General features: G+C 57.2%; 23 protein-coding genes. 13 read left to right on the top strand and 10 right to left on the bottom strand.

The annotated features are described in order from the left end of the window. Positions 1-9 precede the first annotated feature (9 nt). On the top strand, positions 10-912 hold the full coding sequence (locus tag ACR0BD_RS12050) for an EamA family transporter (RefSeq protein ID WP_480693800.1): 903 nt from the start codon (positions 10-12) through the stop codon (positions 910-912). Here the strand turns inward: ACR0BD_RS12050 and ACR0BD_RS12055 are convergent. The 3 genes from ACR0BD_RS12055 to ACR0BD_RS12065 all read right to left on the bottom strand — a co-directional run bounded on the left by ACR0BD_RS12055 (position 909) and on the right by ACR0BD_RS12065 (position 5,016). Beyond that, positions 909-2,267 (bottom strand): DEAD/DEAH box helicase, encoded by a 1,359-nt coding sequence (locus tag ACR0BD_RS12055; protein ID WP_480830740.1) that lies wholly within the window; start codon positions 2,265-2,267, stop codon positions 909-911. The two genes, ACR0BD_RS12050 and ACR0BD_RS12055, sit on opposite strands and share 4 nt — an antisense overlap. Before the next feature lie 184 nt (positions 2,268-2,451). Beyond that, on the bottom strand, positions 2,452-3,393 hold the full coding sequence (locus ACR0BD_RS12060) for a glycosyltransferase family 2 protein (RefSeq protein ID WP_480830742.1): 942 nt from the start codon (positions 3,391-3,393) through the stop codon (positions 2,452-2,454). 18 nt (positions 3,394-3,411) lie between these two features. Further along, the gene (locus ACR0BD_RS12065) at positions 3,412-5,016 is read right to left on the bottom strand and encodes a peptide chain release factor 3 (RefSeq protein ID WP_480830745.1); all 1,605 of its coding nucleotides are present in this window, start codon (positions 5,014-5,016) and stop codon (positions 3,412-3,414) included. A 108-nt stretch (positions 5,017-5,124) separates the two neighbouring features. On the opposite strand from ACR0BD_RS12065, the gene ACR0BD_RS12070 reads away from it, so the two are divergent. The 8 genes from ACR0BD_RS12070 (at position 5,125) to ACR0BD_RS12105 (ending at position 12,538) form a co-directional block, all read left to right on the top strand. Further along, entirely contained in the window at positions 5,125-5,487 is a 363-nt protein-coding gene (locus tag ACR0BD_RS12070; RefSeq protein WP_480693792.1) for a SnoaL-like domain-containing protein, read from the top strand. Between the two features lie 73 nt (positions 5,488-5,560). Further along, positions 5,561-6,340 (top strand): SDR family oxidoreductase, encoded by a 780-nt coding sequence (locus ACR0BD_RS12075; protein WP_480830994.1) that lies wholly within the window; start codon positions 5,561-5,563, stop codon positions 6,338-6,340. Positions 6,341-6,343: 3 nt separating this feature from the next. Then, the gene (locus ACR0BD_RS12080) at positions 6,344-7,456 is read left to right on the top strand and encodes a DNA alkylation repair protein (RefSeq protein WP_480693790.1); all 1,113 of its coding nucleotides are present in this window, start codon (positions 6,344-6,346) and stop codon (positions 7,454-7,456) included. Between the two features lie 91 nt (positions 7,457-7,547). Continuing rightward, on the top strand, positions 7,548-8,594 hold the full coding sequence (locus ACR0BD_RS12085) for a methyltransferase domain-containing protein (RefSeq protein ID WP_480830748.1): 1,047 nt from the start codon (positions 7,548-7,550) through the stop codon (positions 8,592-8,594). Between the two features lie 122 nt (positions 8,595-8,716). Continuing rightward, on the top strand, positions 8,717-9,760 hold the full coding sequence (locus tag ACR0BD_RS12090; RefSeq protein WP_480693786.1) for an ABC transporter ATP-binding protein: 1,044 nt from the start codon (positions 8,717-8,719) through the stop codon (positions 9,758-9,760). A gap of 121 nt (positions 9,761-9,881) precedes the next feature. Then, positions 9,882-10,664: a 5'/3'-nucleotidase SurE gene (gene surE, locus ACR0BD_RS12095; protein ID WP_480830750.1), complete on the top strand. Its 783-nt coding sequence runs from the start codon at positions 9,882-9,884 to the stop codon at positions 10,662-10,664. After that, on the top strand, positions 10,661-11,311 hold the full coding sequence (locus tag ACR0BD_RS12100; protein ID WP_480693782.1) for a protein-L-isoaspartate(D-aspartate) O-methyltransferase: 651 nt from the start codon (positions 10,661-10,663) through the stop codon (positions 11,309-11,311). The genes surE and ACR0BD_RS12100 overlap by 4 nt, the downstream gene beginning before the upstream one ends. Positions 11,312-11,374: 63 nt before the next feature. After that, a complete protein-coding gene (locus ACR0BD_RS12105) occupies positions 11,375-12,538 on the top strand; it encodes a peptidoglycan DD-metalloendopeptidase family protein (RefSeq protein ID WP_480830752.1) in 1,164 nt (387 codons plus the stop codon). Positions 12,539-12,601: 63 nt separating this feature from the next. Here ACR0BD_RS12105 and ACR0BD_RS12110 read toward each other — a convergent pair whose 3' ends face one another. Both ACR0BD_RS12110 and ACR0BD_RS12115 read right to left on the bottom strand, forming a co-directional pair. Then, positions 12,602-13,273: a helix-turn-helix transcriptional regulator gene (locus ACR0BD_RS12110; protein ID WP_480830753.1), complete on the bottom strand. Its 672-nt coding sequence runs from the start codon at positions 13,271-13,273 to the stop codon at positions 12,602-12,604. 21 nt (positions 13,274-13,294) lie between these two features. After that, positions 13,295-13,600 (bottom strand): hypothetical protein, encoded by a 306-nt coding sequence (locus ACR0BD_RS12115; RefSeq protein ID WP_480830755.1) that lies wholly within the window; start codon positions 13,598-13,600, stop codon positions 13,295-13,297. A 219-nt stretch (positions 13,601-13,819) separates the two neighbouring features. Here ACR0BD_RS12115 and ACR0BD_RS12120 point away from each other — a divergent pair, with 219 nt between their 5' ends. From ACR0BD_RS12120 to ACR0BD_RS12135, 4 genes are all read left to right on the top strand, one after another. Beyond that, positions 13,820-14,035 (top strand): twin-arginine translocase TatA/TatE family subunit, encoded by a 216-nt coding sequence (locus tag ACR0BD_RS12120; protein WP_170354368.1) that lies wholly within the window; start codon positions 13,820-13,822, stop codon positions 14,033-14,035. A 6-nt stretch (positions 14,036-14,041) separates the two neighbouring features. After that, positions 14,042-14,500 carry a Sec-independent protein translocase protein TatB gene (gene tatB, locus ACR0BD_RS12125; protein ID WP_480693775.1) on the top strand — a complete coding sequence of 153 codons (459 nt, stop codon included), beginning with the start codon at positions 14,042-14,044 and terminating at the stop codon, positions 14,498-14,500. Then, positions 14,497-15,369 carry a twin-arginine translocase subunit TatC gene (gene tatC, locus ACR0BD_RS12130; protein WP_480830758.1) on the top strand — a complete coding sequence of 291 codons (873 nt, stop codon included), beginning with the start codon at positions 14,497-14,499 and terminating at the stop codon, positions 15,367-15,369. Before tatB ends, tatC begins: the two co-directional genes overlap by 4 nt. A 117-nt stretch (positions 15,370-15,486) precedes the next feature. Next, positions 15,487-16,329, top strand: a complete 843-nt coding sequence (locus tag ACR0BD_RS12135) for an ATP-binding protein (RefSeq protein ID WP_480830760.1) — start codon at positions 15,487-15,489, stop codon at positions 16,327-16,329. Positions 16,330-16,392: 63 nt separating this feature from the next. On the opposite strand, the gene ACR0BD_RS12140 is transcribed toward ACR0BD_RS12135, so the two are convergent. The 5 genes from ACR0BD_RS12140 to radA all read right to left on the bottom strand — a co-directional run bounded on the left by ACR0BD_RS12140 (position 16,393) and on the right by radA (position 21,770). Next, entirely contained in the window at positions 16,393-17,037 is a 645-nt protein-coding gene (locus ACR0BD_RS12140) for an SDR family NAD(P)-dependent oxidoreductase (protein WP_480830762.1), read from the bottom strand. 42 nt (positions 17,038-17,079) lie between these two features. Further along, on the bottom strand, positions 17,080-17,328 hold the full coding sequence (locus ACR0BD_RS12145) for a hypothetical protein (RefSeq protein ID WP_480830764.1): 249 nt from the start codon (positions 17,326-17,328) through the stop codon (positions 17,080-17,082). A 269-nt stretch (positions 17,329-17,597) separates the two neighbouring features. Then, positions 17,598-19,121 (bottom strand): amidophosphoribosyltransferase, encoded by a 1,524-nt coding sequence (gene purF, locus ACR0BD_RS12150; protein ID WP_480693766.1) that lies wholly within the window; start codon positions 19,119-19,121, stop codon positions 17,598-17,600. Between the two features lie 625 nt (positions 19,122-19,746). Next, positions 19,747-20,367, bottom strand: coding sequence for a CvpA family protein (locus tag ACR0BD_RS12155; RefSeq protein WP_480693764.1), 621 nt, complete (start codon positions 20,365-20,367; stop codon positions 19,747-19,749). Positions 20,368-20,408: 41 nt separating this feature from the next. Beyond that, positions 20,409-21,770 carry a DNA repair protein RadA gene (radA, locus tag ACR0BD_RS12160; protein ID WP_480830767.1) on the bottom strand — a complete coding sequence of 454 codons (1,362 nt, stop codon included), beginning with the start codon at positions 21,768-21,770 and terminating at the stop codon, positions 20,409-20,411. Positions 21,771-21,865: the final 95 nt, after the last annotated feature.

The raw sequence follows: 21,865 nt of genomic DNA on the forward strand, positions 1-21,865 counted from the left end.
AGGGTCCGCATGAGCCTTTGGATTCCCGTCACCATCGCCGCTGCGTCCTTTCAGACTGTGCGCTTCATGCTGCAAAAATCGCTGAGCAGCGTGAAGCTATCCGCAGCGGGGGCCACATTCGCGCGCTTTGCATATTCAATGCCGTTGGCGGTTTTGGCTCTGATCGTCGCTTTGACGACCAGTGGATACAGTTTACCGAGTTTTACAGCTTGGTTCTGGGTCTTCGCGGCCATCGGTGGCACATCTCAAATACTGGCCACAATCTGTGTGGTCGCACTTTTCAAACAACGTAATTTCGCGGTCGGCATTACGTTCAAGAAAACCGAAGTCATTCAAACTGCGGTCCTTGGGTTCATAGTGCTAGGCGATCAGGTCTCAGCTGGGGCACTTGCGGCGATCCTTCTTGGGCTAACGGCGGTATTGCTGCTGTCGAAAACACCCGGCGGCGACGGGCGTTGGTGGCAGCACCTGACGAACCGCGCATCGCGCCTTGGGTTGGGGTCTGGCGTGTTGTTCGCGTTTTCCTCGGTCAGCTATCGCGGTGCTTCGCTGGAACTGGGTGATATCGACGCGTGGTTTCGGGCGCTTGTGACGTTGGCGGTCGTTGTGACCTTTCAGTTCGTCAGCATGGGGCTGTGGCTGCTCTGGCGCGACCGGGCCGAGCTGCGCGCGGTTTGGGATACACGCCGAACTGCAGTTTTTGTGGGGCTGACCAGTCTGTGCGGATCGTTTTGCTGGTTTCTGGCGTTCACCTTGCAGAACGCCGCCTATGTCAAAGCGCTGGGGCAGGTGGAGTTGATCCTGAGCCTTGTCGCTTCGATCTTGTTTTTCCGAGAAACTATCACCCGGCGTGAGATCGCCGGGATGACACTTTTGGGAGTATCAATACTGGCCCTTGTGCTGGCGATTTAGCCTGCGCGGCGCTCATCAAAGCTAAGGGCAATAAAGCTGGGCAGGTGGTCACCCATTCCGACAACGGTTGGGCCCTTGTCGTCGCGACGACCGCGTCCCTTGCTGTCTTTGTCCTTTTTGCGGTCGCCCTTCTTGTTTTCGCCTTTCGGAGCGTCCGACGTTTTGGTCTTCGTCTCGGGCTTAGGCGCATCCGCCTTAGGTTCTTCTTTAACCGGGTTGTCCAGACGCGGAATTTCCTTCTGGATCAGCTTTTCGATTGCATCCAACGCTTTTTCATCGCGACCTGAGCAGATGGTCACAGCTTTGCCTTCGCGTCCGGCGCGGCCGGTTCGGCCGATGCGGTGAACATAGTCCTCAGCATGGCCGGGAACATCGAAGTTGAAAACGTGGCTGACAGAGGGGATGTCCAAACCACGCGCGGCCACATCTGATGCCACCAACAGGCGCAATGACCCGTCGCGGAAACCGTCCAGTGTCTTCATCCGTTGCGACTGATCCAGGTCGCCGTGAATTGCAGCGGCGTTATAGCCGTATTTCTTCAACGACTTGGCGCAGATATCTACATCCGTCTTACGGTTGCAGAAAATGATCGCATTGGTGCATCCGTCACCCTCGGCGTCGATCAACGCGCGCAGAACCTTGCGCTTGGCGCTGGCCTCACGGTCGCGGCGACCGCCTTTGAACATGATCACGCCCTGTTCGATTGTCTCGGATGCGGTGGCCTGACGGGCAACCTCGATCCGCGCAGGGGCGGAAAGGAAAGTGTCGGTGATCCGCTCAATCTCGGACGCCATAGTGGCCGAGAAGAACAGCGTCTGGCGCGTGAATGGCGTCAGCGAGAAGATGCGCTCGATATCGGGGATAAAGCCCATATCCAGCATACGGTCGGCCTCATCCACCACCATGATCTGAACGCCGGTCAGCAGCAGCTTACCGCGCTCAAAGTGGTCCAGCAGACGGCCCGGAGTGGCAATCAGAACGTCGACGCCCCGGTCGATCAGAGCCTCTTGTTCCTTGAAACTGACGCCACCGATCAACAGTGCCTTGGTCAGTTTCAGGTGTTTGGTATAGGTGTCGAAGTTTTCCGCCACCTGCGCCGCCAGTTCCCGCGTCGGGCACAACACCAGCGAACGCGGCATCCGCGCACGGGCGCGGCCACGGGCCAGAAGGGTGATCATCGGCAGCGTGAAGCTGGCGGTTTTGCCCGTTCCGGTCTGGGCGATCCCCAAAACGTCTTTACCCTCAAGCGCAGGCGGAATGGCACCTTCCTGGATCGGGGTAGGGGTTTCGTATCCAGCTTCCTCAATGGCTTTGAGGACCTTCGGGTTCAAGTTCAGTTCGTTAAACTTTGTCATGTATGTCCGGTATATGCGGACACTAGACCTGGCCCGCGCGTCGAAAATGTGCCGGGCCCGGATGGCCAAGCGCTGTCTGGCGCTTTTCGGCTAGGGCGGGGCATAACAAAAACGTAGGGCGGGGTCAAATTAAGTCACTTCAACTATTTTCTCGGTGTCTCGCGTGGAGATTTCTTGCAACAATTCAGGTGCTTCCGGGAAAGTGTTTCGCGATCTTTCGATCCAGATCCAGCGGGCAGTGGCGGATCAACTCCTGTTTCTGCAGTCGCGAAAACGTCTTTGGGTCTGCGCCGCTCATCTCGTCAAAAAAGGTGCGCAGCCCCTCCTGACCGCCTTCGCGTTCGATCCAACTGAGCAGCTCGTTCTTGTTTAGACCACCTTGTTCTCTGGGCACGTTAGGGGACATTCCCGGTTGATAAGAGCCGCGTTCCAACCGAAATTCATAGTGCCGAACAAAATGGTCCCAGTCCGGGGCGTGTCGGTGGCAAAGGTCAAGTTGTGGGATCTCATGCTTGCAAGGTATCAGCTCGCCGTTTTGAAAAAGGTTGTGAATCCGAAAGCTGATTTTAGGCAGGCCGGTCCGGACGAAGAGCTTACCCTGAACATGGCTGAGAAACCCACCGAGGACAAACGCGCCGTAGTTTGGATACACCGCCTGAACTATGCTTTCGCGGTCCGGGCCGTTGGGGATATGGGCCTTGTACAGATCTGTGCCGGCCGCCAACGCCTCCATCGGGCGCATGCGGATGCCGGGGGCGTCATTGGGGACATCCGCCAGCAAGTCGCGGATTGGTGCAGACGCCCATAAGAATTCATCCACATCAATATGCGCCAACCAGTCCTCTGGCGCTTTGCGGTAGGTGAACGTCGCGTTGGCGGTCTGGCGCGTTTGGTGTTTCGGCGGCTTTTCGCGTTGTCTGTTGGCCCAGAACCCAGCATCGCAATTGCGCACCTCGATTTTCGGGTGTTTGTTCAGCGTGTTGAAGGTTTTTGGATTGGGCTCGTCCAGATACAGGTACATCCGGTCGACCCCCAGATCGAGGTGATAGGCCACAAACCCGAGGATATCCGCAGTCGTCCCGCGGATGGTCGATACGATTCCCCAGATGGGCGGCCTAGCGACCATCGCGTTCCCGCGAACGGATCACGTCATCATTTCCTTGGTGGCCGTCAGGTTAAGCTGAGGATAGTCCCGAACAACGCGGTCGATATCCCATTGCAAGCGTGTCAGATAGACAATGTCGCCGTCATGATCATGCGCTATGTGCTGCTTGTTGGTGTTGACGAATTTCTCAACCTCAGCCTTTTCGCCGCTCACCCAGCGGGCCGAAGTGAACTGAGACGCCTCGAACCGCACGGGCAGGCCGTATTCCATCTCAATCCGGCTGGCGAGTACCTCGAATTGAAGTGCGCCCACGACTCCCACGATAAAGCCCGAGCCGATCGAGGGTTTGAACACTTTGGCTGCGCCTTCTTCGGCGAACTGCATCAGGGCCTTTTCCAGATGCTTGGCCTTCATCGGATCGCCCGCACGGACGGTTTGCAGAAGCTCCGGCGCAAAGGACGGAATGCCGGTGACGCGCAGCGCCTCACCCTCGGTCAGCGTGTCACCGATGCGGAGCTGGCCATGGTTGGGGATGCCGATGATGTCACCGGCCCAGGCTTCTTCGGCCAGTTCGCGGTCGGATGCCAGAAACAGCACCGGGTTCGAGATTGCCATCGGCTTTTTCGACCGCACATGGGTCAGCTTCATGCCACGTTTGAAATGCCCCGAGGCCATCCGCACAAAGGCCACCCGGTCGCGGTGCTTGGGGTCCATATTGGCCTGCACCTTGAAGACAAAGCCTGCAACCTTCTTTTCATCCGGCGCGATCTGGCGGGGTTCGGCGGACTGAACCTGTGGCTGCGGGCCATAAGCGCCGATACCCTCCATCAGTTCTTTCACACCAAAGGAATTGATCGCCGAGCCGAACCAGATCGGGGTCATGTGACCTTCCAAAACGGCCTGCGGGTCCAGCGCGGGCAGCAACTCACGCGCCATCTCGACCTCTTCCAACAGTTTTTCAAGCAGGTGTTCAGGCACGTGTTCGGCCAGTTTGGGGTCGTCCAACCCGTCGATCTGAATGCTTTCGGCCACCTTGTTGCGGTCGGCGCGGTCCATCAGTTCCAGCCGGTCGCGCAGCATGTCATAGCAGCCGATGAAGTCACGCCCCACGCCAATCGGCCACGCGGCAGGTGTGACGTCGATGGCCAGCATTTCCTGAATTTCGTCGATGATCTCGAACGTATCGCGGCTTTCGCGGTCCATCTTGTTACAGAAGGTCAGGATCGGCAGATCGCGCAGGCGGCAAACCTCGAAAAGTTTCTGCGTCTGGCTTTCCACGCCCTTGGCTCCGTCGATCACCATAACTGCGGCGTCCACGGCGGTCAGAGTGCGATAGGTGTCTTCCGAGAAATCGCTGTGGCCGGGCGTGTCCACCAGATTGAACCGAAAATTCCCATAGTCGAACGACATCGCCGAGGCGGAAACCGAGATACCGCGATCTTTCTCCATCTGCATAAAGTCCGAGCGTGTGCGCCGCGCCTCGCCCTTGGCACGCACCTGACCAGCCATCTGGATCGCGCCCCCGTACAGCAGGAACTTTTCCGTCAGCGTCGTCTTGCCCGCATCGGGGTGCGAGATGATGGCGAATGTCCGGCGCCGGGCGATCTCGGGTGGCAGGGAGGGTTGGTTCGAGGTATCAAGCATGACGCGCGTATAGGCGGGGAAACCCGCTGAAGCAAGACAAAGGGGGTGGTTCGAATCGTGTCCTTATGGCAATAAGAACATATAGTGAACAAATAATGGAGAGTATCAATGAATTTGAAAGAAATCGCAGACGAACTGGTCGCAGGCTGCCGTGAAGATCGCGCTAAAGAGAATTTGGATAAACTGTATGCCGAGGATGCTGTTTCGGTTGAAGCGCAGGATTTCATGGATATGGGCCGCGAAACCCACGGCCGCGACGCTATCCGTGGCAAACATGAATGGTGGGAAGGGGCGCATGAGGTGTTCGGCGCGTCGGTCAGTGACCCGTTCCCGCATGGGGAGGACCGGTTTGCCGTGATCTTTGAAGTGCAAGGCAAGGTTAAAGAAACCGGCGAAACCTTTGATATGAAAGAAGTCGGTGTCTACCACGTAGCAAACGGTAAGATCGTGCGTGAAGAGTTCTTTTACTGATCAAACTTGAAATCTGGTCTTCCTCGTCTGGCCGGTGCTAGACATGCGGATAACAACAGATGGGGAGGAGCGGATGGATCTGGGTATCAAAGGTAAACGCGCGCTGGTCAGTGCCAGCAGCAAGGGTTTGGGTCTCGGTTGTGCTGAGGCTTTGGCCGCGGCTGGCGTCGATCTGGTAATGAACGCGCGCGGGGCTGAGGCGCTTGAGGCTGAAGCTGCGCGGTTACGGTCGGAACACGGCGTGGACGTGCAGACGGTTGCGTGCGATGTGACGTCGGCAGAGGGTCAGGAACAGGTGATAAGTGCGGCGCAGGGTGTTGATATCCTTGTGACAAACGCCGGCGGGCCACCTCCGGGTCTGTGGTCGGATTGGGATCGTGAGGATTTCATCAACGCGCTGGACGCCAATATGCTGACTCCAATTGCTTTCATGAAGGCTTTGTTGCCCGGCATGATGGACAAAGGCTGGGGCCGGGTTGTGAACATTACCTCGCAGTCCGTCAGGGCACCGATCCCTGTGCTGGGTTTGTCCAATGCTGCGCGGACCGGATTGACTGGGTATGTGGCCGGCACATCTCGGCAGGTTGCGCCGCATGGCGTGACGATCAACAACCTGTTGCCCGGCATTCACGCGACGGACCGTGCAGATTCGCTGGACAGCAATGTCTCACTGCAGAAAAACATCTCGATTGAGGACGCAAGGGCTGAGCGCGCCGCGACGATCCCAGCCCGCCGTTACGGAACTCGGCAGGAATTCGGGGCTGCCTGTGCCTTCCTGTGTTCTCAGCATGCGGGCTTTATCGTTGGTCAGAACATCCTGTTGGATGGTGGCGCAACCAACCTGACGATGTAGGCTATGGCGCAGGGTTTTTCACTGAAGGATCAGCTTTTCAACGCAGAGAAAACACGTTTCCTCAGCGGTTTAATGGCCGCGGCTGATCCGGCATTTGATGCTTTGGCGTTTGAGCAACAGGTTCTCTCGCGCCTGCCTGAGCTTGAACTGAAAGAGCGGATGGCGTGGATTGCAGCATGCCTGCAAAAGGCGGTGCCCGGTGATTTACCCAAAGTCGCGCCGGTAATCCTGCGCGCCTTGCCACCACCGTTGGATCCCACAAAATCGGATGATGATTTTGGCGACTTCATCTTCGCTCCTTTAGGCGATTGGGTGGTCGAGATTGGCCTCGATCACCCGGATCTGTCCTTGGACGTGCTTGAAGAACTGACGCAAAGGTTTTCGATGGAATGGGCCATTCGCCCGTTTCTAAACCGATATCCCGAAAAAGTGCTGGCGCGAATGGAGGCTTGGTGTGACCACGACAGCTACCATGTGCGCAGGTTGGTTTCTGAAGGAACGCGCCCACGGTTGCCTTGGGGCCAGGCCGTTGGGTTGGAACTGTCGGACCCTTTACCACTTTTGGATAAACTGTATGCCGACAGAACGCGCTATGTGACGCGGTCTGTAGCAAACCACCTTAACGATATCAGTAAGAAAGACCCCGAACTTGTTCTGGATCGTCTAAAACTTTGGCACAAAACCGGGGATCAGAATGCAGATGAGCTGGACTGGATGACAACTCATACATTGCGGGGTTTGGTGAAATCTGGCCATCCGGGTGCGATGCTTATGCTGGGGTATGATCCCAAAGCCGATGTGTCGGTTGATGTTCAACTGCATGGTGAGGCGGAAATTGGCGGTGCATTGACCTTTGAAGTCACGCTAAACGGACCAGAAAACCAGCCTGTTTTGGTTGACTATATTATTCATTTCCAAAGGCCTGGCGGGAAAATCTCGCCTAAGGTACACAAGTTGAAACAAGCGGTGCTGCGCGGCGGGGCCCTTGAGTTGCGCAAAACCCACAAGCTGAAGGGCGACGCGACCACCTTCAAGTTGGTTCCGGGAATACACCGGCTTGAAATTCAGGTGAACGGACAAGTGCGCGGTGGTGTGGATTTCGAGTTGCTGGGTTAGCTCACGCTTTCGTCAAAAAGACCAGCTGCGGATTGCGCTTGGGGCACTGCTGCATTAGCTGACCCATAGCCAGACAAAGGGGATACCTTCGATGAAGCATGAATCGGTGCAGAACTACTACGGCGATGTTCTTCAAAGCAGTGCGGATTTGCAGACCAACGCGTGCTGCACGCCGGACGATATGCCGGATCATGTAAAGAAAATCCTTTCGAAAATTCATGACGATGTGCTGACACGTTACTATGGTTGCGGCCTGATCGCCCCACTGGATCTTGAGGGGATGAGCATCCTTGATCTTGGGTGCGGTGCTGGGCGTGATGTTTATGCGTTGTCTGCCATGGTGGGTGACAAGGGGCGCGTTGTTGGCGTCGACATGACACCGGAACAGTTGGATGTTGCGCGCGCGCATCAGGACTATCATACGCAAGCCTTTGGTCATTCAGCCAGTAATGTCGAATTCCACCACGGTTTTATCGAAAAACTGGATGAACTGGATCTTGAGCCGGGTTCTTTCGATATCATCGTATCGAACTGCGTCATTAACCTTGCGACGGATAAAGAGGCCGTTCTGCGTGGTGCGCATCGTTTGCTGAAAGACGGCGGAGAGATGTATTTCTCTGACGTCTACGCCGATCGCCGCGTTCCGCAGGCTATGGCCGAGGACGAGGTTCTGTATGGCGAGTGCTTGTCGGGTGCCCTCTACTGGAATGATTTCCTGTCGATGTCGCGCAAAGCCGGATTCGGCGATCCGCGCCGGGTGACGCATCGTCCGCTGACCATCGAAAACCCGGTTCTGGAAGAACGTGTCGCGCCTTTGAATTTCCTCTCGGCCACATACCGCCTGTTCAAACTGCCCGAGTTGGAACCTGCGTGTGAAGACTATGGCCAAGCGGTTGTCTACAAAGGCACGATCCCCAATGCGCCGCATTTGTTCGAGTTGGACGATCACCACGCCATTGAAACCGGCAAGGTCTTTCCGGTCTGTGGCAATACTTGGATGATGCTAAAGGACACACGTTTTGCACGTCATTTCGAGTTCTTTGGCGACTTTTCAACCCATTACGGCATCTTCGAAGGTTGCGGCGGCGAAAGCCCGTTTGAGGCAACCGGCGAGGTCGCATCCGGCGGCTGCTGCTGATCTCTTGCGCCTGAGAGGCGGGGTTGCTATCCCCGCCTAAGCCCGATTGAAATTATCGGGTAAGGCAACGGGGCCCGTCGGTGACAGTGAACTCAACTCCTCCACGTTTGGAAATCCGAAACATGGTCGCTCGTTATGAGGGGCGTGTTGTTGTGGATAACGTCTCGCTCACGGTGCAGGCCGGGCAGGTGACCTGCCTGTTAGGCCCCTCAGGCTGCGGCAAGTCCACAACATTGCGAATGATCGCCGGCGTCGAGATGCAGGAGTCGGGCCAGATTTACGTCGACGGCAAACTGATCTGTGACACGGTTTTCCGGGTGCCACCCGAACGGCGCGAAATTGGCCTGATGTTTCAGGATTTTGCGCTTTTCCCGCATCTGAGCGTTTCGGACAACGTGGCCTTCGGTCTGAAAGGCACCAAAGAAGAAAAACGCGCGCGGGTCGAGGAACTGCTGACCAAAGTCGATCTCATGCGCTTTGTCGACAGTTATCCGCACCATCTGTCCGGGGGTGAACAGCAGCGCGTCGCACTGGCCCGTGCCTTGGCTCCGCGGCCTCGGATCATGCTGATGGACGAGCCGTTCTCGGGTCTGGATAACCGTCTAAGAGACGGTATTCGTGATGAAACTCTGGCCATCCTCAAAGAGGAAGATGCGGCCGTGGTACTGGTCACCCACGAACCCGAAGAGGCGATGCGCATGGCGGACGAGATTGCCCTGATGCGCCGCGGGAAGATCGTACAACAAGGTGCGCCGTATAACGTTTATACACGTCCCGCCGACAAGGCCGCTGTCGCATTTTTCAGTGATGTCAACGTTTTGCGGGCGCAAGTTAATGGGGCGCTCGCAGAAACGCCGTTTGGTCAGTTCCTTGCGCCCGGGGTTCCGGACGGTACGGATGTCGAGATTGTATTCCGGCCCCAGCACGTAAGGCTTGATTTTGACCGCAACGGCAAGGGCCCCTTGCCAACGCCGACCGATGGCGTCGCCGCGCGCGGGGTCGTTGAGCGCGCTCGCTTTTTGGGCAACGAGAGCCTTGTTGAATTCCGCATGGACTATGACGGCTCAATCCTGAAGGCCACGGTTCCCAATGTATTCGTGCCGCAACAAGGGCGGGTCATGTGGCTGACCATTCGCCGCGACCGGTGCTTTGTTTTCCCCGAATAACCAATGATACCGCAGTTTAAGCCTGAGTGGTGCGCGAAAGCCGCAGATTGCACGTGCCGGTCGCTTGCCGCCGCGCGGGGGCGGGTCTATCAAGGGAAAAACGCAGGGATGGATGGGGCATATGCGTATTCTTCTGACCAATGATGACGGCATCAATGCGCCGGGCCTTATCGCGTTAGAGGCGATTGCAGCCGAACTTGCAGGACCTGATGGCGAAGTTTGGGTGGTCGCTCCGGCGTTTGAGCAATCCGGCGTTGGTCATTGTATCAGCTACACACACCCGATGATGGTCGCCAAGCTGGCCGAGCGCCGCTATGCCGCCGAAGGCTCACCTGCCGACTGCGTTCTGGCGGGTCTGCATGATGTGATGAAGGAGGCACCGCCTGATCTGGTATTGTCCGGGGTGAACAGGGGCAACAACTCGGCTGAGAATACGTTGTACTCGGGTACCGTCGGTGGCGCGATGGAGGCCGCGTTGCAAGGGGTGCCGTCGATTGCGCTGTCGCAGTATTTCGGGCCGCGCAACCTGGGTCTGGAGGATCCGTTTGAAGCCGCCACCCGTTTTGGTGCTGATCTGGTGCGCAAAATACTGGACGCCACGCCCAAGCAGCAGGGCGATTACCGCTTGTTCTACAACGTGAACTTCCCGCCTGTTCCTGCGGACGAAGTGTTAGGAACCCGCGTCGCGCCACAAGGGTACCGCAGGGATACGCATTTCTCGGTTGAGCCGCACAGCTCACCTTCGGGGCGGCGTTTCTTGTGGATCAAGGGCGGGTATCAGCACAATCCGACGGCCCCGGGAACGGATGCGGCCGTCAATCTGGCAGGCTACATCTCGGTTACGCCGATGCGGGCGGATTTAACGGCCCACGACACGCTGGAGGCGTTGAAGGCAATCGAATGAGCGGACTTGACCCTGAAACCACGATGCAGTTCCTGTTCGCTTTGCGGTCGCGCGGGGTAAGGGACAAGCGTGTTCTGGCAGCAATGGAACAGATTGATCGCGGACAGTTTGTCAAAGGTCTGTTTGCGGAACGCGCTTATGAAGACACGCCATTGCCGATTGCCTGTGGCCAAACGATCAGCCAGCCTTCGGTTGTGGGTTTGATGACGCAAGCGCTAGAGGTCAGCCCGCGCGATACTGTCTTGGAGATTGGAACCGGGTCCGGGTATCAGGCCGCGGTTTTGTCCAAGCTGGCGCGGCGGGTTTACACGGTGGAACGCCACAAGCGTCTGGTGCGGGAAACCGGCGACCTGTTTCGCGAACTTGGTTTGACGAATGTTACTGCGATGTTGACCGATGGCTCGCATGGGCTGCCGGAACAAGCGCCCTTTGATCGTATTATTGTGACCGCCGCTGCCGAGGACCCGCCGGGGCCGCTCTTGGCGCAGCTCAAAATCGGCGGTATCATGGTTTTGCCGGTGGGGCAGTCGGATGCGGTTCAAACTCTGATCCGGGTCAGGCGTACAGAAACCGGTCTGGACTATGACGAATTGTTGCCCGTCCGTTTTGTGCCCTTGTTGGAAGGGCTGGGAAAAGACGAGGCGTAAAGGGTTATTCTGAAAAATGCGCCGGAACCCCGGACAAAAGGGGCAGGTGTTGAGGACGGTAAGATGAGAGCAGTTTCCAAATCAGCGATGCTCCGGTGTGCGACTGGAGTGGCAGCGTTGGCGATTCTGGCTGGGTGTGAAGGCCCGCTGGATTATGATCTGCGTGGCCAGATCGGTGGATTTTCGACGACCGACGCGGCGCAATCCGTGACCACCAACAGACCCGCCCCGGACGCACGCGGGGTAATCACCTATCCGACCTATCAGGTTGCGATCGCACGTCGCGGCGACAAGGTCAGCGATGTTGCCGCCCGTGTAGGCCTGCCCGAGGCAGAGTTAGCAACGTTCAATGGACTTAAACCGACGGACACTTTGCGGGATGGCGAGGTGGTTGCATTGCCGCGTGCCGTGAACACAGCCAGCAATGTCGATATCGCCTCGATCGCCGGGACCGCCATTGATGAGGCTCCGACGGATGGCTCTGTTCAGACATCGACACTGGCACCTGCTCAGCCTGTTGCCGCGCCTGCACCGGCCCCGATTCCTGCGGGCCCCGAACCTATCCGGCATAAGGTTAAGCGGGGGGAAACCGCGTTTACGATTTCGCGTTTGTATGACGTGCCGGTGGACTCGCTGGCGGATTGGAACGGCCTGGATTCAGACTTCACCGTGCGGGAAGGGCAATTCCTTCTGATTCCGATTAAGACGCAACCGGTGCCACGACAAACTGCGGAACCTGAAACGAACGTGACGCAGCCCGGGCAGGGTTCGCCGACGCCCACACCGCCGAGCGCAACGCAGCCCTTGCCGGACGAAGAGATCGTGGCGGCGCCACCTGCGCCAGATGTGACAGCAGAGGCGCCGACCAACCAAAGCAATTCCGCGCTGGCCCTGCCGGTGACCGGTACGATCATTCGTACTTACGAGAAGGGTAGCAACGAAGGGATCGACATTGCAGCCGCGCCAGGTACCGCTGTGAAAGCGGCGGAAGCGGGGACCGTGGCGGCCATTACAGCGGATGCAGATCAGGTGCCGATCATAGTTGTGAAACACAACAATGACCTTCTGACTGTGTATGCGAATGTCGAAAACATAACGGTTGAAAAAGGTGACCGGGTGCGCCGCGGTGAAAAGATCGCTGCACTGCGTGGCGGTGATAACGCGTATGTCCATTTCGAAGTGCGCCAGGGGTTCGAAGCCGTTGATCCTGAACCGTTTCTGAAGTGACGGAAATGGCCCGTTCCGGGCCATGCCTCCGGCGGGGATATTTTTAGCCAGATGAAGAGCGGATCATCCCTGCGGCTCAAAGTCGCTTAGGCGTTTGCCCGGTTCGTCCGCGAAAACCTCGGGCAGGGGGCGCACAGCTTCAATCAGGTCAATGCGGAAGACGCGAAAACCTGAGCGCAGTTCACACCATGCAGTCAGTGTCCAAACGCGCCCCCAATATTCCATGTGCAGGGGGCGGATTGTGCGCTCTGTCAGCGCGCCATCGATCCGTCGGTAGTTTAGGTGTAGTTTTTGTCGCGATTTTATTGCAGCGCGTATTGGAGCCATGTGAGCCAACCCGCGCGCGACGTCGGCGAACGGATAGACGGCGAACTTCCAAGCATCCGCCTCGGATATGACTTGGGTGGGCAGAACTGCGTCAATCTTGTCGGCCAGCGTTTCCGCCGCGCTCTTTAACTCGGGGTCTGCGGCTTGGGCAACGATGGCCATGCCGAGGTTCAGCGCCTCAAGCTCGGCAGGCGTCAGGTTGAGTGGGGGCAGGGTGATCTGTTCGCGCACCATGTAACCCACGCCACGTTCTCCTTCGACAGGAACACCGGACGCGACAAGAGTGTCCATATCGCGATAGATCGTGCGGACCGACACCTCGAGCCGATCCGCTATATCCTGCGCGCGGTGTAATTTGCCGTCGCGCAGGATTTGGATGATATCGAACAGACGGTCAGTGCGGCGCATTGAGAGCCGTACTGATCGTCGTTATGCGGTTATGTTCCATAGCACAGCCTCGTGGCGCATCTGCACGCTGTTTGGGTCGATGGCCGCCATCATTGCCGCCGCGCAATCCTGTTGCGGAAACTGAGCGGCGGCATCTTTTGCGGCCTTAATGTCCGTCCAAACCACGTAGTCGGTCCAGCGGCCGTCCTCACCTTGACTTAACTGCCGATGGGCAAAACCCGGGGCGCTTCGGACGAAAGTCTCCGACGCTTGGCTGAGTTTGACGAACTCATCGGGCGTGGTTCCCTTGGCGAGGCTGAAGGTGACGATTTCTGCAACATGGGTCATTTGAATCTCCGTTGATCAGGTTTCGATGCTCACTACCTAATCAGTCACAACTGACATAAACCTGTCAGTTGATAGAATCCAGACCTCAAAAAATGCGTGAAGCTGCGGAAATGACGTTTGGAATTAAGCTGCGTGGCTTTTTTCGCTGTAGTTCCGGGCGTAGACACAAACGCAGATCATATTCCCGGCGCTTGTCGCCGACGTAAAAGGAGAAACGACATGCTTAACAATATCGGCCTTCCCGGTCTGCTGCTGATCGCCGTTGTGGTGCTGGTTCTGTTCGGGCGCGGTAAAATCAGCTCGCTCATGGGCGAAGTTGGCAAGGGCATCACCTCGTTCAAGAAGGGCGTGAAAGAAGGCGCGGATGAGCTGGAGCAGGACGCGTCTGAGATGGCCAAGGACGTCACCCCCGAGACCGACAAAGACAAGGCCTAAGCGCAGATGTTTGATCTGGGCTGGACCGAGCTTCTGGTTATCGGCGTTGTTGCCCTGATCGTTGTGGGGCCAAAGGACCTGCCGGTGCTGTTCCGCAATGTCGGGCGCTTTGTCGGCAAGGCCCGTGGCATGGCACGCGAGTTTTCCAGCGCCATGAACGAGGCCGCCGATCAGGCTGGCGTGAACGAGATCAAGAAGGGTCTGAACGCGGCCACCAACCCTGTCGGCAGCGCTATGGACGGCGTGAAAGAGGCCGCGCAGGAAATGGCAAAAAGCATCGATCCGACCAAGTTCGACCCTGACAGCGAAACCGGTAAACTGGCGGCAGAGCGGGCAGAGCAGGCCAAAAAGATTCAGGCCTCAACCGCACGCGCCGCGGCCGAGCGCAAGGCCAAAGAAGCGGCCGAAGCGCTTGCCAAAGCCGAAGAGGCCGAGGCCGCGTTGAAAACCGAAAGCAAGACATGACGAACACCGACGAGATCGAAGACAGCTCGGCCCCATTGATCGAGCATCTGGCCGAATTGCGCACGCGGTTGATTCACTGCGTTGTGGCATTTTTGATCGGCATGATCATCTGCTTCACCGTGGCGACGCCGATCTTCAACTTTCTGAGCCAGCCGCTGTGCGATGTTCTGTCTGAGCGTGGGCAGGATTGCGATCTGATCTTTATCTCACCGCAAGAAGGTTTCTTTGTCGCAATCAAGGTCTCGCTGCTGGGCGGGTTCATATTGGCCTTTCCTTATATCGGAATGCAGATGTGGCGGTTTGTGGCCCCAGGTTTGTACAAATCGGAAAAAAACGCGTTTTTGCCATTCATGCTGGCATCCCCGTTCATGTTCTTGTTGGGTGCAAGCTTTGCGTTCTATGTGGTCACACCGTTGGCCTATGATTTCTTTCTTGGGTTCCAGCAATTCGGCTCCGAAGGTGAGGCCGTAACCGACAATGCGACCGCCGCACCGCTGAGCGTTGTGTTCCAAGGTTCGGCGCAGGAGTATCTGAACCTGACCATCAAATTCATCGTCGCCTTTGGCCTGTGTTTCCAGTTGCCGGTTCTGCTGACGCTGATGGGCAAAGCCGGATTGGTTACAGCAGAAGGGTTGGGCAGCGTGCGCAAATACGCGGTGGTCGCTATCCTGGTGCTTGCCGCCCTGGTGACGCCGCCAGATGTGATCACACAGGTTATTTTGTTTGTCGTTGTCTACGGGTTGTACGAGATTTCAATTTTCCTCGTGGCCCGGGTCGAGAAAAAGCGCGAAGAACAATTGCGCGCCGACGGCTACTACGATGACGAAGAAGAGGCGGATGCCGACATAGTTGAGGAAGAAAGCAAGTAACTCTTGCCTCTGACAGATCAAAGGCGCGCCATGATCGGCGCGCCTTTTTCATGCGACGGCCTTGTTGTGGAGGCCGGAACATGGTTTGAAACCGTCACGACAAGACCGGAGGTCCCGATGGAAGACCAAGCACTGAACCGTATTGCTGATGCGTTGGAACGGATGGCACCAGCCCCTCTGGCGGCACCTGACTTCACGTCGGCGGCGGCGTTCGTTTGGCATGTGGAACCCGACCGGCTTGAACCCGTCGCAAAGGTCAACCGGGTCGATCTGGACCTGCTGGTAGGCATAAACCGGTCCCGCGACGCCCTGTTGGATAATACCCGACGCTTTGCCGCCGGGTTCAAGGCCAACAATGCGCTTTTGTGGGGCGCACGCGGGATGGGAAAATCCAGCCTTGTCAAAGCGGTCCACGGAAGCCTGCAAGACGACTATCCCGACCTCAAACTGGTCGAGTTGCAACGCGAAGATATGGGCTCGGTCGCCCGGCTTTTGAATCACCTGCGCGCAGCACCTCATCGCTTCATTCTATTCTGCGATGACCTGTCCTTTAGCCACGATGATCAGCACTACAAGTCACTTAAGGCCGTACTGGATGGCGGCATCGAAGGTCGACCAGAGAACGTCGTTTTCTACGCCACCTCAAACCGCCGCCACCTCATGCCAAGGGACATGATCGAGAATGAACGCTCCAGTGCAATCAACCCCTCGGAAGCGGTCGAAGAAAAAGTCTCGCTATCGGATCGCTTCGGTTTGTGGCTTGGCTTCCACCCCTGCGACCAGGATGAGTACCTCGCAATGATCGACCGCTACTGCGCCGCATACGGAGTAGCTGTCTCACCCGAAACTTTGCGCGCCGAGGCGATTGAATGGCAAGCCACCCGAGGCGCACGATCAGGTCGCGTTGCCTGGCAATTCTTTGTCGATCTGGCAGGGCGCAACGGAACCCATATCGGATAATCCGCTCGCTTCATCTGGCTAAAAATATCCCCGCCGGAGGCATGGCCCGGAACGGGCCATTCTCTACAGCAACGTCAAAATTCGTGCGGCTTCTGACGCTGGGCTGGTCAGCGCGTCGCGATCCTCACCGGGATGGAATCGTGCCCGTACAGCTGTGGGCATGGGGGCAGGTTCAACGATAGAAACGCGCGGCCCGGTGCGTTCCGTCTCAAGCGCCCAACTGCGGGCCAGAGCCATCTGAGCAGCCTTCGTTGCGCCGTAAATACCATAGAATTTCTCGCCGGCCTTCGGATCATCGAAAAACACCGCGTGGCCACTCTCACCCAACAACGGCATGATGTAAGGGATCAAAACCGACGTTGCCGTGGCGTTGATATTAACGGCCTTGGTCCATTCCTTTGGGTCAATGAAATGCGTCGGCGTCAAGGCCGAGGTGTGGATGGCCGTGTGAAGCCAAAGGTCAACTTTGCCCCAGCGATCATGAATGCCTCGGCACAGGGTCGCCATGGCGTTTGGATCTGCGATATCCATGGGCGCAAGCGTGGCAGAGCCCCCTTTGGCCTGAATGCGGTCGTCCAGCTCTTCCAGCCCACCGGTGGTCCGCGCGACGGCGACGATGTGATACTCGGGCGCCAACGCCTCGGCCAAGGCAGCCCCCAATCCGCGTGAGGCCCCAGTAACAAGGGCGATTTTTGTCTGATCGGTCATGGGTGGGGTTTGAACCCCCGGGCGCAGGTCGTCAAGACAGGATTAGCTGCCCGGGATGGCGATCCGCTTGGTCTGGCCGCTTTGTCGCAGCATAATGCCATCGGCGTCGATCGCGACCACCGTACCCGAGGCCACGCGGCTACCCGGTTTGATTTCCTTGACCTTGCCTGAGGACAAGCGCATCAGCGCGCGCATTTCGGCCTTGGGCCCAAATACCCCAAGCAATGAAACAGAGTTCTTCTTCAACGCGCCCCTCTGCGTGGCTGCGCTTTCGACAGTTGCGTTTGGCATGATCTGTGGACGGGGCGCGACGCCCCGACCCCTTGTTGTGAGTGGTTGGTGACCTGCGCCTATCAAACGCGACAAGGGAACTAAAGATGGGGCAGGCGGGTCGCCACCTCACGTTTTCGCGGGGTCCCGAGAAGCCCTTGCGATTAGGTCTCCTTCGCCAGAGGGTTGTGCGCGGAATCCAACCGATCCGGCTGCGCCCGTCGACAAAAAATCACCCCGACGCACATCTGGCGTCGGGGTTAAAGCGCATTTGATTCGCTCTCTTCCCTTTAACCCGAGGCCAGCTTGGCCGCGTTCCATGACCCACCGGGCACCTGCATGTCTTCGCGTTTTTTGCTGACACGGCTGCTGTTCTCAAGCGTATCCAGATAGTCTTCGCTGACGCTGCCGGTGATGTATTTTCCATCAAAACACGAGCAATCGAATGCCTCGATCTCTGGGTTGCCTTCTTTGGCGGCCCAAATCAGATCGTCGAGATGTTGGTAAAACAGGGCATCCGCACCCAATTCCTGCCGGATTTCTTCGATGTCTTTTCCGTTGGCGATCAGCTCGTGCTTGGTTGGCATGTCGATGCCATAAACATTCGGGTATTTCACCGGCGGCGAGGCACTGGCGATATAGACTTTCTTCGCGCCAGCCTCGCGGCACATCTGGACGATTTTCTTGATGGTGTTGCCGCGCACGATCGAGTCATCAATCAGCAGCACGTTATGCCCATCAAACTCCAGCGGTACAGCGTTCAGTTTTCGACGCACGGATTTCTGACGCTCTGCCTGTCCGGGCATAATGAAGGTTCGTCCGACATAGCGGTTCTTTACCAGCCCTTCACGGTATGGAATGCCAGTTATCTTGGCTGCTTCCAGTGCGACCGGTCGGGCGCTATCGGGCACGGGTATGATCCGGTCGATCTGTAGACCTGAGTCCTGAATTTGTTTGGCCAGTGTCTGCCCCATACGCATCTGGGTCTTATAGACCGACACACCGTCCAGCAGTGAATCCGGGCGTGCGAGGTAGACGTATTCAAAGATACAAGGTGTAAGTTTACCTTCGACGGCCTGGAATTCATGCATGTTGCCGTCAAGGTCGATCAGGATCGCCTCACCAGGGCGCAAGTCGCGAAGCTTATCAAAGCCGTTAATGCCAAAGGCCACGTCTTCGGACGCGAACGCATAGTCATCACCGGCCATGTCGGTCTTGCGGATCGCAACGGACAGGGGGCGAATACCATGCGGGTCGCGGAAGGCCAGCATGCCAACGCCCGCGATCAGACAAATGACCGAGTATGCGCCCTGGATACGCTCCATCGTCATCTTAACACCGGCAAAGATGTTACGGATGGGCTCGGCGTTGCCGTTGACCTTGATCGCATCTGCGACTTTGTCCGCAAGCACGTTCAGCAGGATCTCTGAATCGGACGTTGTTCGCAGATGACGGCTGTATTTACCGGTGACCTTTTCTCGCTGCGCGGCGGTGTTGGTGATGTTACCGTTATGTACAAGGTAGATGCCATAAGGTGCGTTCACGAAGAACGGCTGTGCCTCGGATGCGCTGAGAGATCCGGCCGTGGGATAGCGTACATGCCCGATCCCGACCTTTCCCAACAGGGTCTCTGCGTCCTTGGCGTTGAAGACGTCTTTCACCAGCCCGTTGGCTTTTTTCTCGCGAAAGAACTCTCCGGTATAGGTGACAATCCCCGAGGCATCTTGACCCCGATGCTGCAGCATCAGCAGCCCGTCGTAGATTTCCGCAAACACATCATGCGTTCTGCTTGCGATCCCCAAAATCCCACACATGTACGGGCTCCAATTTCTAGGACGTTGTGGTTCGTGACAATATTCGAAGCGGGCGCTTGGCGGCAGCTGACTGTATGTCGGTCGCAATGGCGTTCAGTACACACGCGCAGCCTTGGTTAGGCGTCTGCGCGACAGAATACACATATAGCAAGATCGGCAGCTCCGATTCCATGTCAATTCGGCACCCACATAATGCCTTACGTTCGCTGTGTCATCAAAGGATCACAATTCGGGTTCACCTCAGGCCGTTTTTACAACAATCGAGACAAAAAGATGGAAGGTGCAGTGCTTAATGCTGTCAATCGAGCCCTTAAATCGATCTAATAACAGAAAATTTGAGCAGGTTTATTATGTGGCAGCACAAGCAGGGCCAAAAGAAGGAAGAGCAACCCAAACGCAGGTGTCACAAGTGCCGCGGGATGGGGCGGTCGCCATGCCCGATCTGTAATGGATCGGGTGAAGTCGTCAAAAGCCGTGATGTGTATGGAAAACCGATTTCCAGCCGTTGTGATGGGTGCTTTGGCTTGAAAATTACCCGCTGCACAGTTTGTGCGGGCGAAGGATTTACCTGAGGGTCATCGCTAGATTGTAAGAAAAAAGCCCGGTCAGAGCCGGGCTTTTTCTTTTATTCCGTCGCCGCTGGTTCTGCAGGCTCTTCGGCGGCAGGGGCCGTACCTTCGGTCGGGGCAGCATCACTGCCGCAGCTTGCGACCAGCTCTTCGTATTGCTGAGTGATCCAGCCAAGCGCAGCTTCTGGATTTTGTTCTTCGATCTGACCGCTGAACTGTTCAAAGACCTTCGCCGAACGGCTTTCGTCAACGATGGTATATGACTGCCCGGTCATCACAGTGTCGTAGACAAAGAACGCGATGGCGACCAGCAGGATGCCGCGCGCAATACCAAAGAAGAAGCCGAGCGCCTGATCTAGACCTCCCAGAGCCGAGCGTTGCACCAGCGAGGAAAACAGCGGTGTGAAGATGCTGACCACGATCAGGGCAACTGCAAATACCGCTGCAAAGCCTGTGATAACCGACAGTTCGCAGCTGTCGCGCAAAAAGTCTCCGACGACGGGAACTTCTTTTATCAATGGAACCGCTTGGGGCGCGAAAATGAACGCCAGAACGGCTGCAGCAACCCATCCTGCGATGGCCAAAATCTCTCGTAAAAGACCGCGGGAATAGGCCAACAGGCCCGACACCACGATGATCAGGGCAACCACCCCGTCAATAATTGTAAAACCTTCCATGGCCCTCGCCTGTATTTTTTTCAGCCTCTCAAGGCGTTATCTTAACCTGCTCCGAAGGTTTCGCCAACAAACCCCACTAAATCAGAGGGTCGGGTGAGTGTCAGACCTGCCACAGTGCCGGTTTTTCCACCTGCCGGAGCTATGGCCGATGTGAAACCAAGTTTTTGCGCTTCTTTCAACCTGTTTTCAGTTTGTGCAGCGGGCCTGAGAGCCCCTGACAATGATATCTCGCCGAACACAACTGTGTCAGCAGGCAAGGCCGTGTCCTCGCGCGCGCTGAGCAGAGCGGCAGCGACAGCAAGGTCTGCGGCGGGTTCGGATACCTTTAGACCACCAGCGACGTTCAGATAGACGTCCAGGCCTGTGAAAGGCACGCCGCAGCGCGCCTCGAGCACGGCGAGAATCATTGCCAGCCTTCCGCTGTCCCACCCAACCACTGTGCGGCGTGGTTGAGAATGCGGGGAGGGGGCAACAAGTGCTTGTAATTCAACCAGAACTGGTCGGGTTCCTTCGATGCCAGCGAACACCGCTGAACCTGGGCTCGGCGTACCGCGCTCGGACAGGAATAGGGCCGAAGGGTTGGTCACCTGTGCCAATCCCTTACCGGTCATCTCGAACACACCGATTTCATCTGCGGGTCCAAATCGGTTCTTTACAGCACGCAGGATGCGAAATTGATGACCCCGTTCGCCTTCGAAATACAGCACCGTGTCGACCATATGCTCAACCACTCTGGGGCCCGCGATCTGACCCTCTTTGGTGACATGTCCGACCATTATGATTGAGATTCCGTATCGTTTCGCAAATGTGGTCAATTCATGCGCAGCAGCACGTACTTGTGACACGGAGCCCGGTGCGCTGTCGACATTGTCGGCCCACATGGTCTGAATCGAGTCGATAATGGCAAGGCCCGGCTTTTCCGCTTCAAGGGTTGTAAGTATGTTCCTCAGGTTCGTTTCGGCAGCCAGTTGAACCGGGGCGTCCTCCAATCCAAGACGTCTGGCCCGCATCCTTACTTGCGCGCTGGCTTCTTCACCCGAGACATAGATGGTTTTCACGCCTGCCCGTGCAAACCGGGCCGCCGCTTGTAGCAGCAATGTGGATTTACCGATGCCCGGATCCCCACCGACCAAAAGGGCAGACGCGGGAACAAGGCCACCACCCAGCACACGGTCCAACTCTTCGACCCCGCAGAGGGTACGGGGCGGCGGGCTTTCCTCGGTCGACAGGTCCGTGAGCGCGATGGTCTGGCCCCGTTTGACGCCAAGGGATTTTTTTGCGGGTCCTGCAGAAAGGGGGACATCTTGTGAAATGGTGTTCCACTCACCGCAACCGTCGCATCGTCCGGACCAGCGTGAATGAGTAGCGCCACAGGCGGTGCATGAAAAACTAGTCTTTGCCATGCAGCCTTTGGTGCCTGAGGTCGGGCGGTTCTTCAAGCCCTCGCGGGCTTTCATCTCCGCCGATGTTGCGCCGTGCCCTCGGGCCCTATGGGCCG

The sequence above is a fragment of the Ruegeria sp. G5 genome (assembly GCF_056533365.1).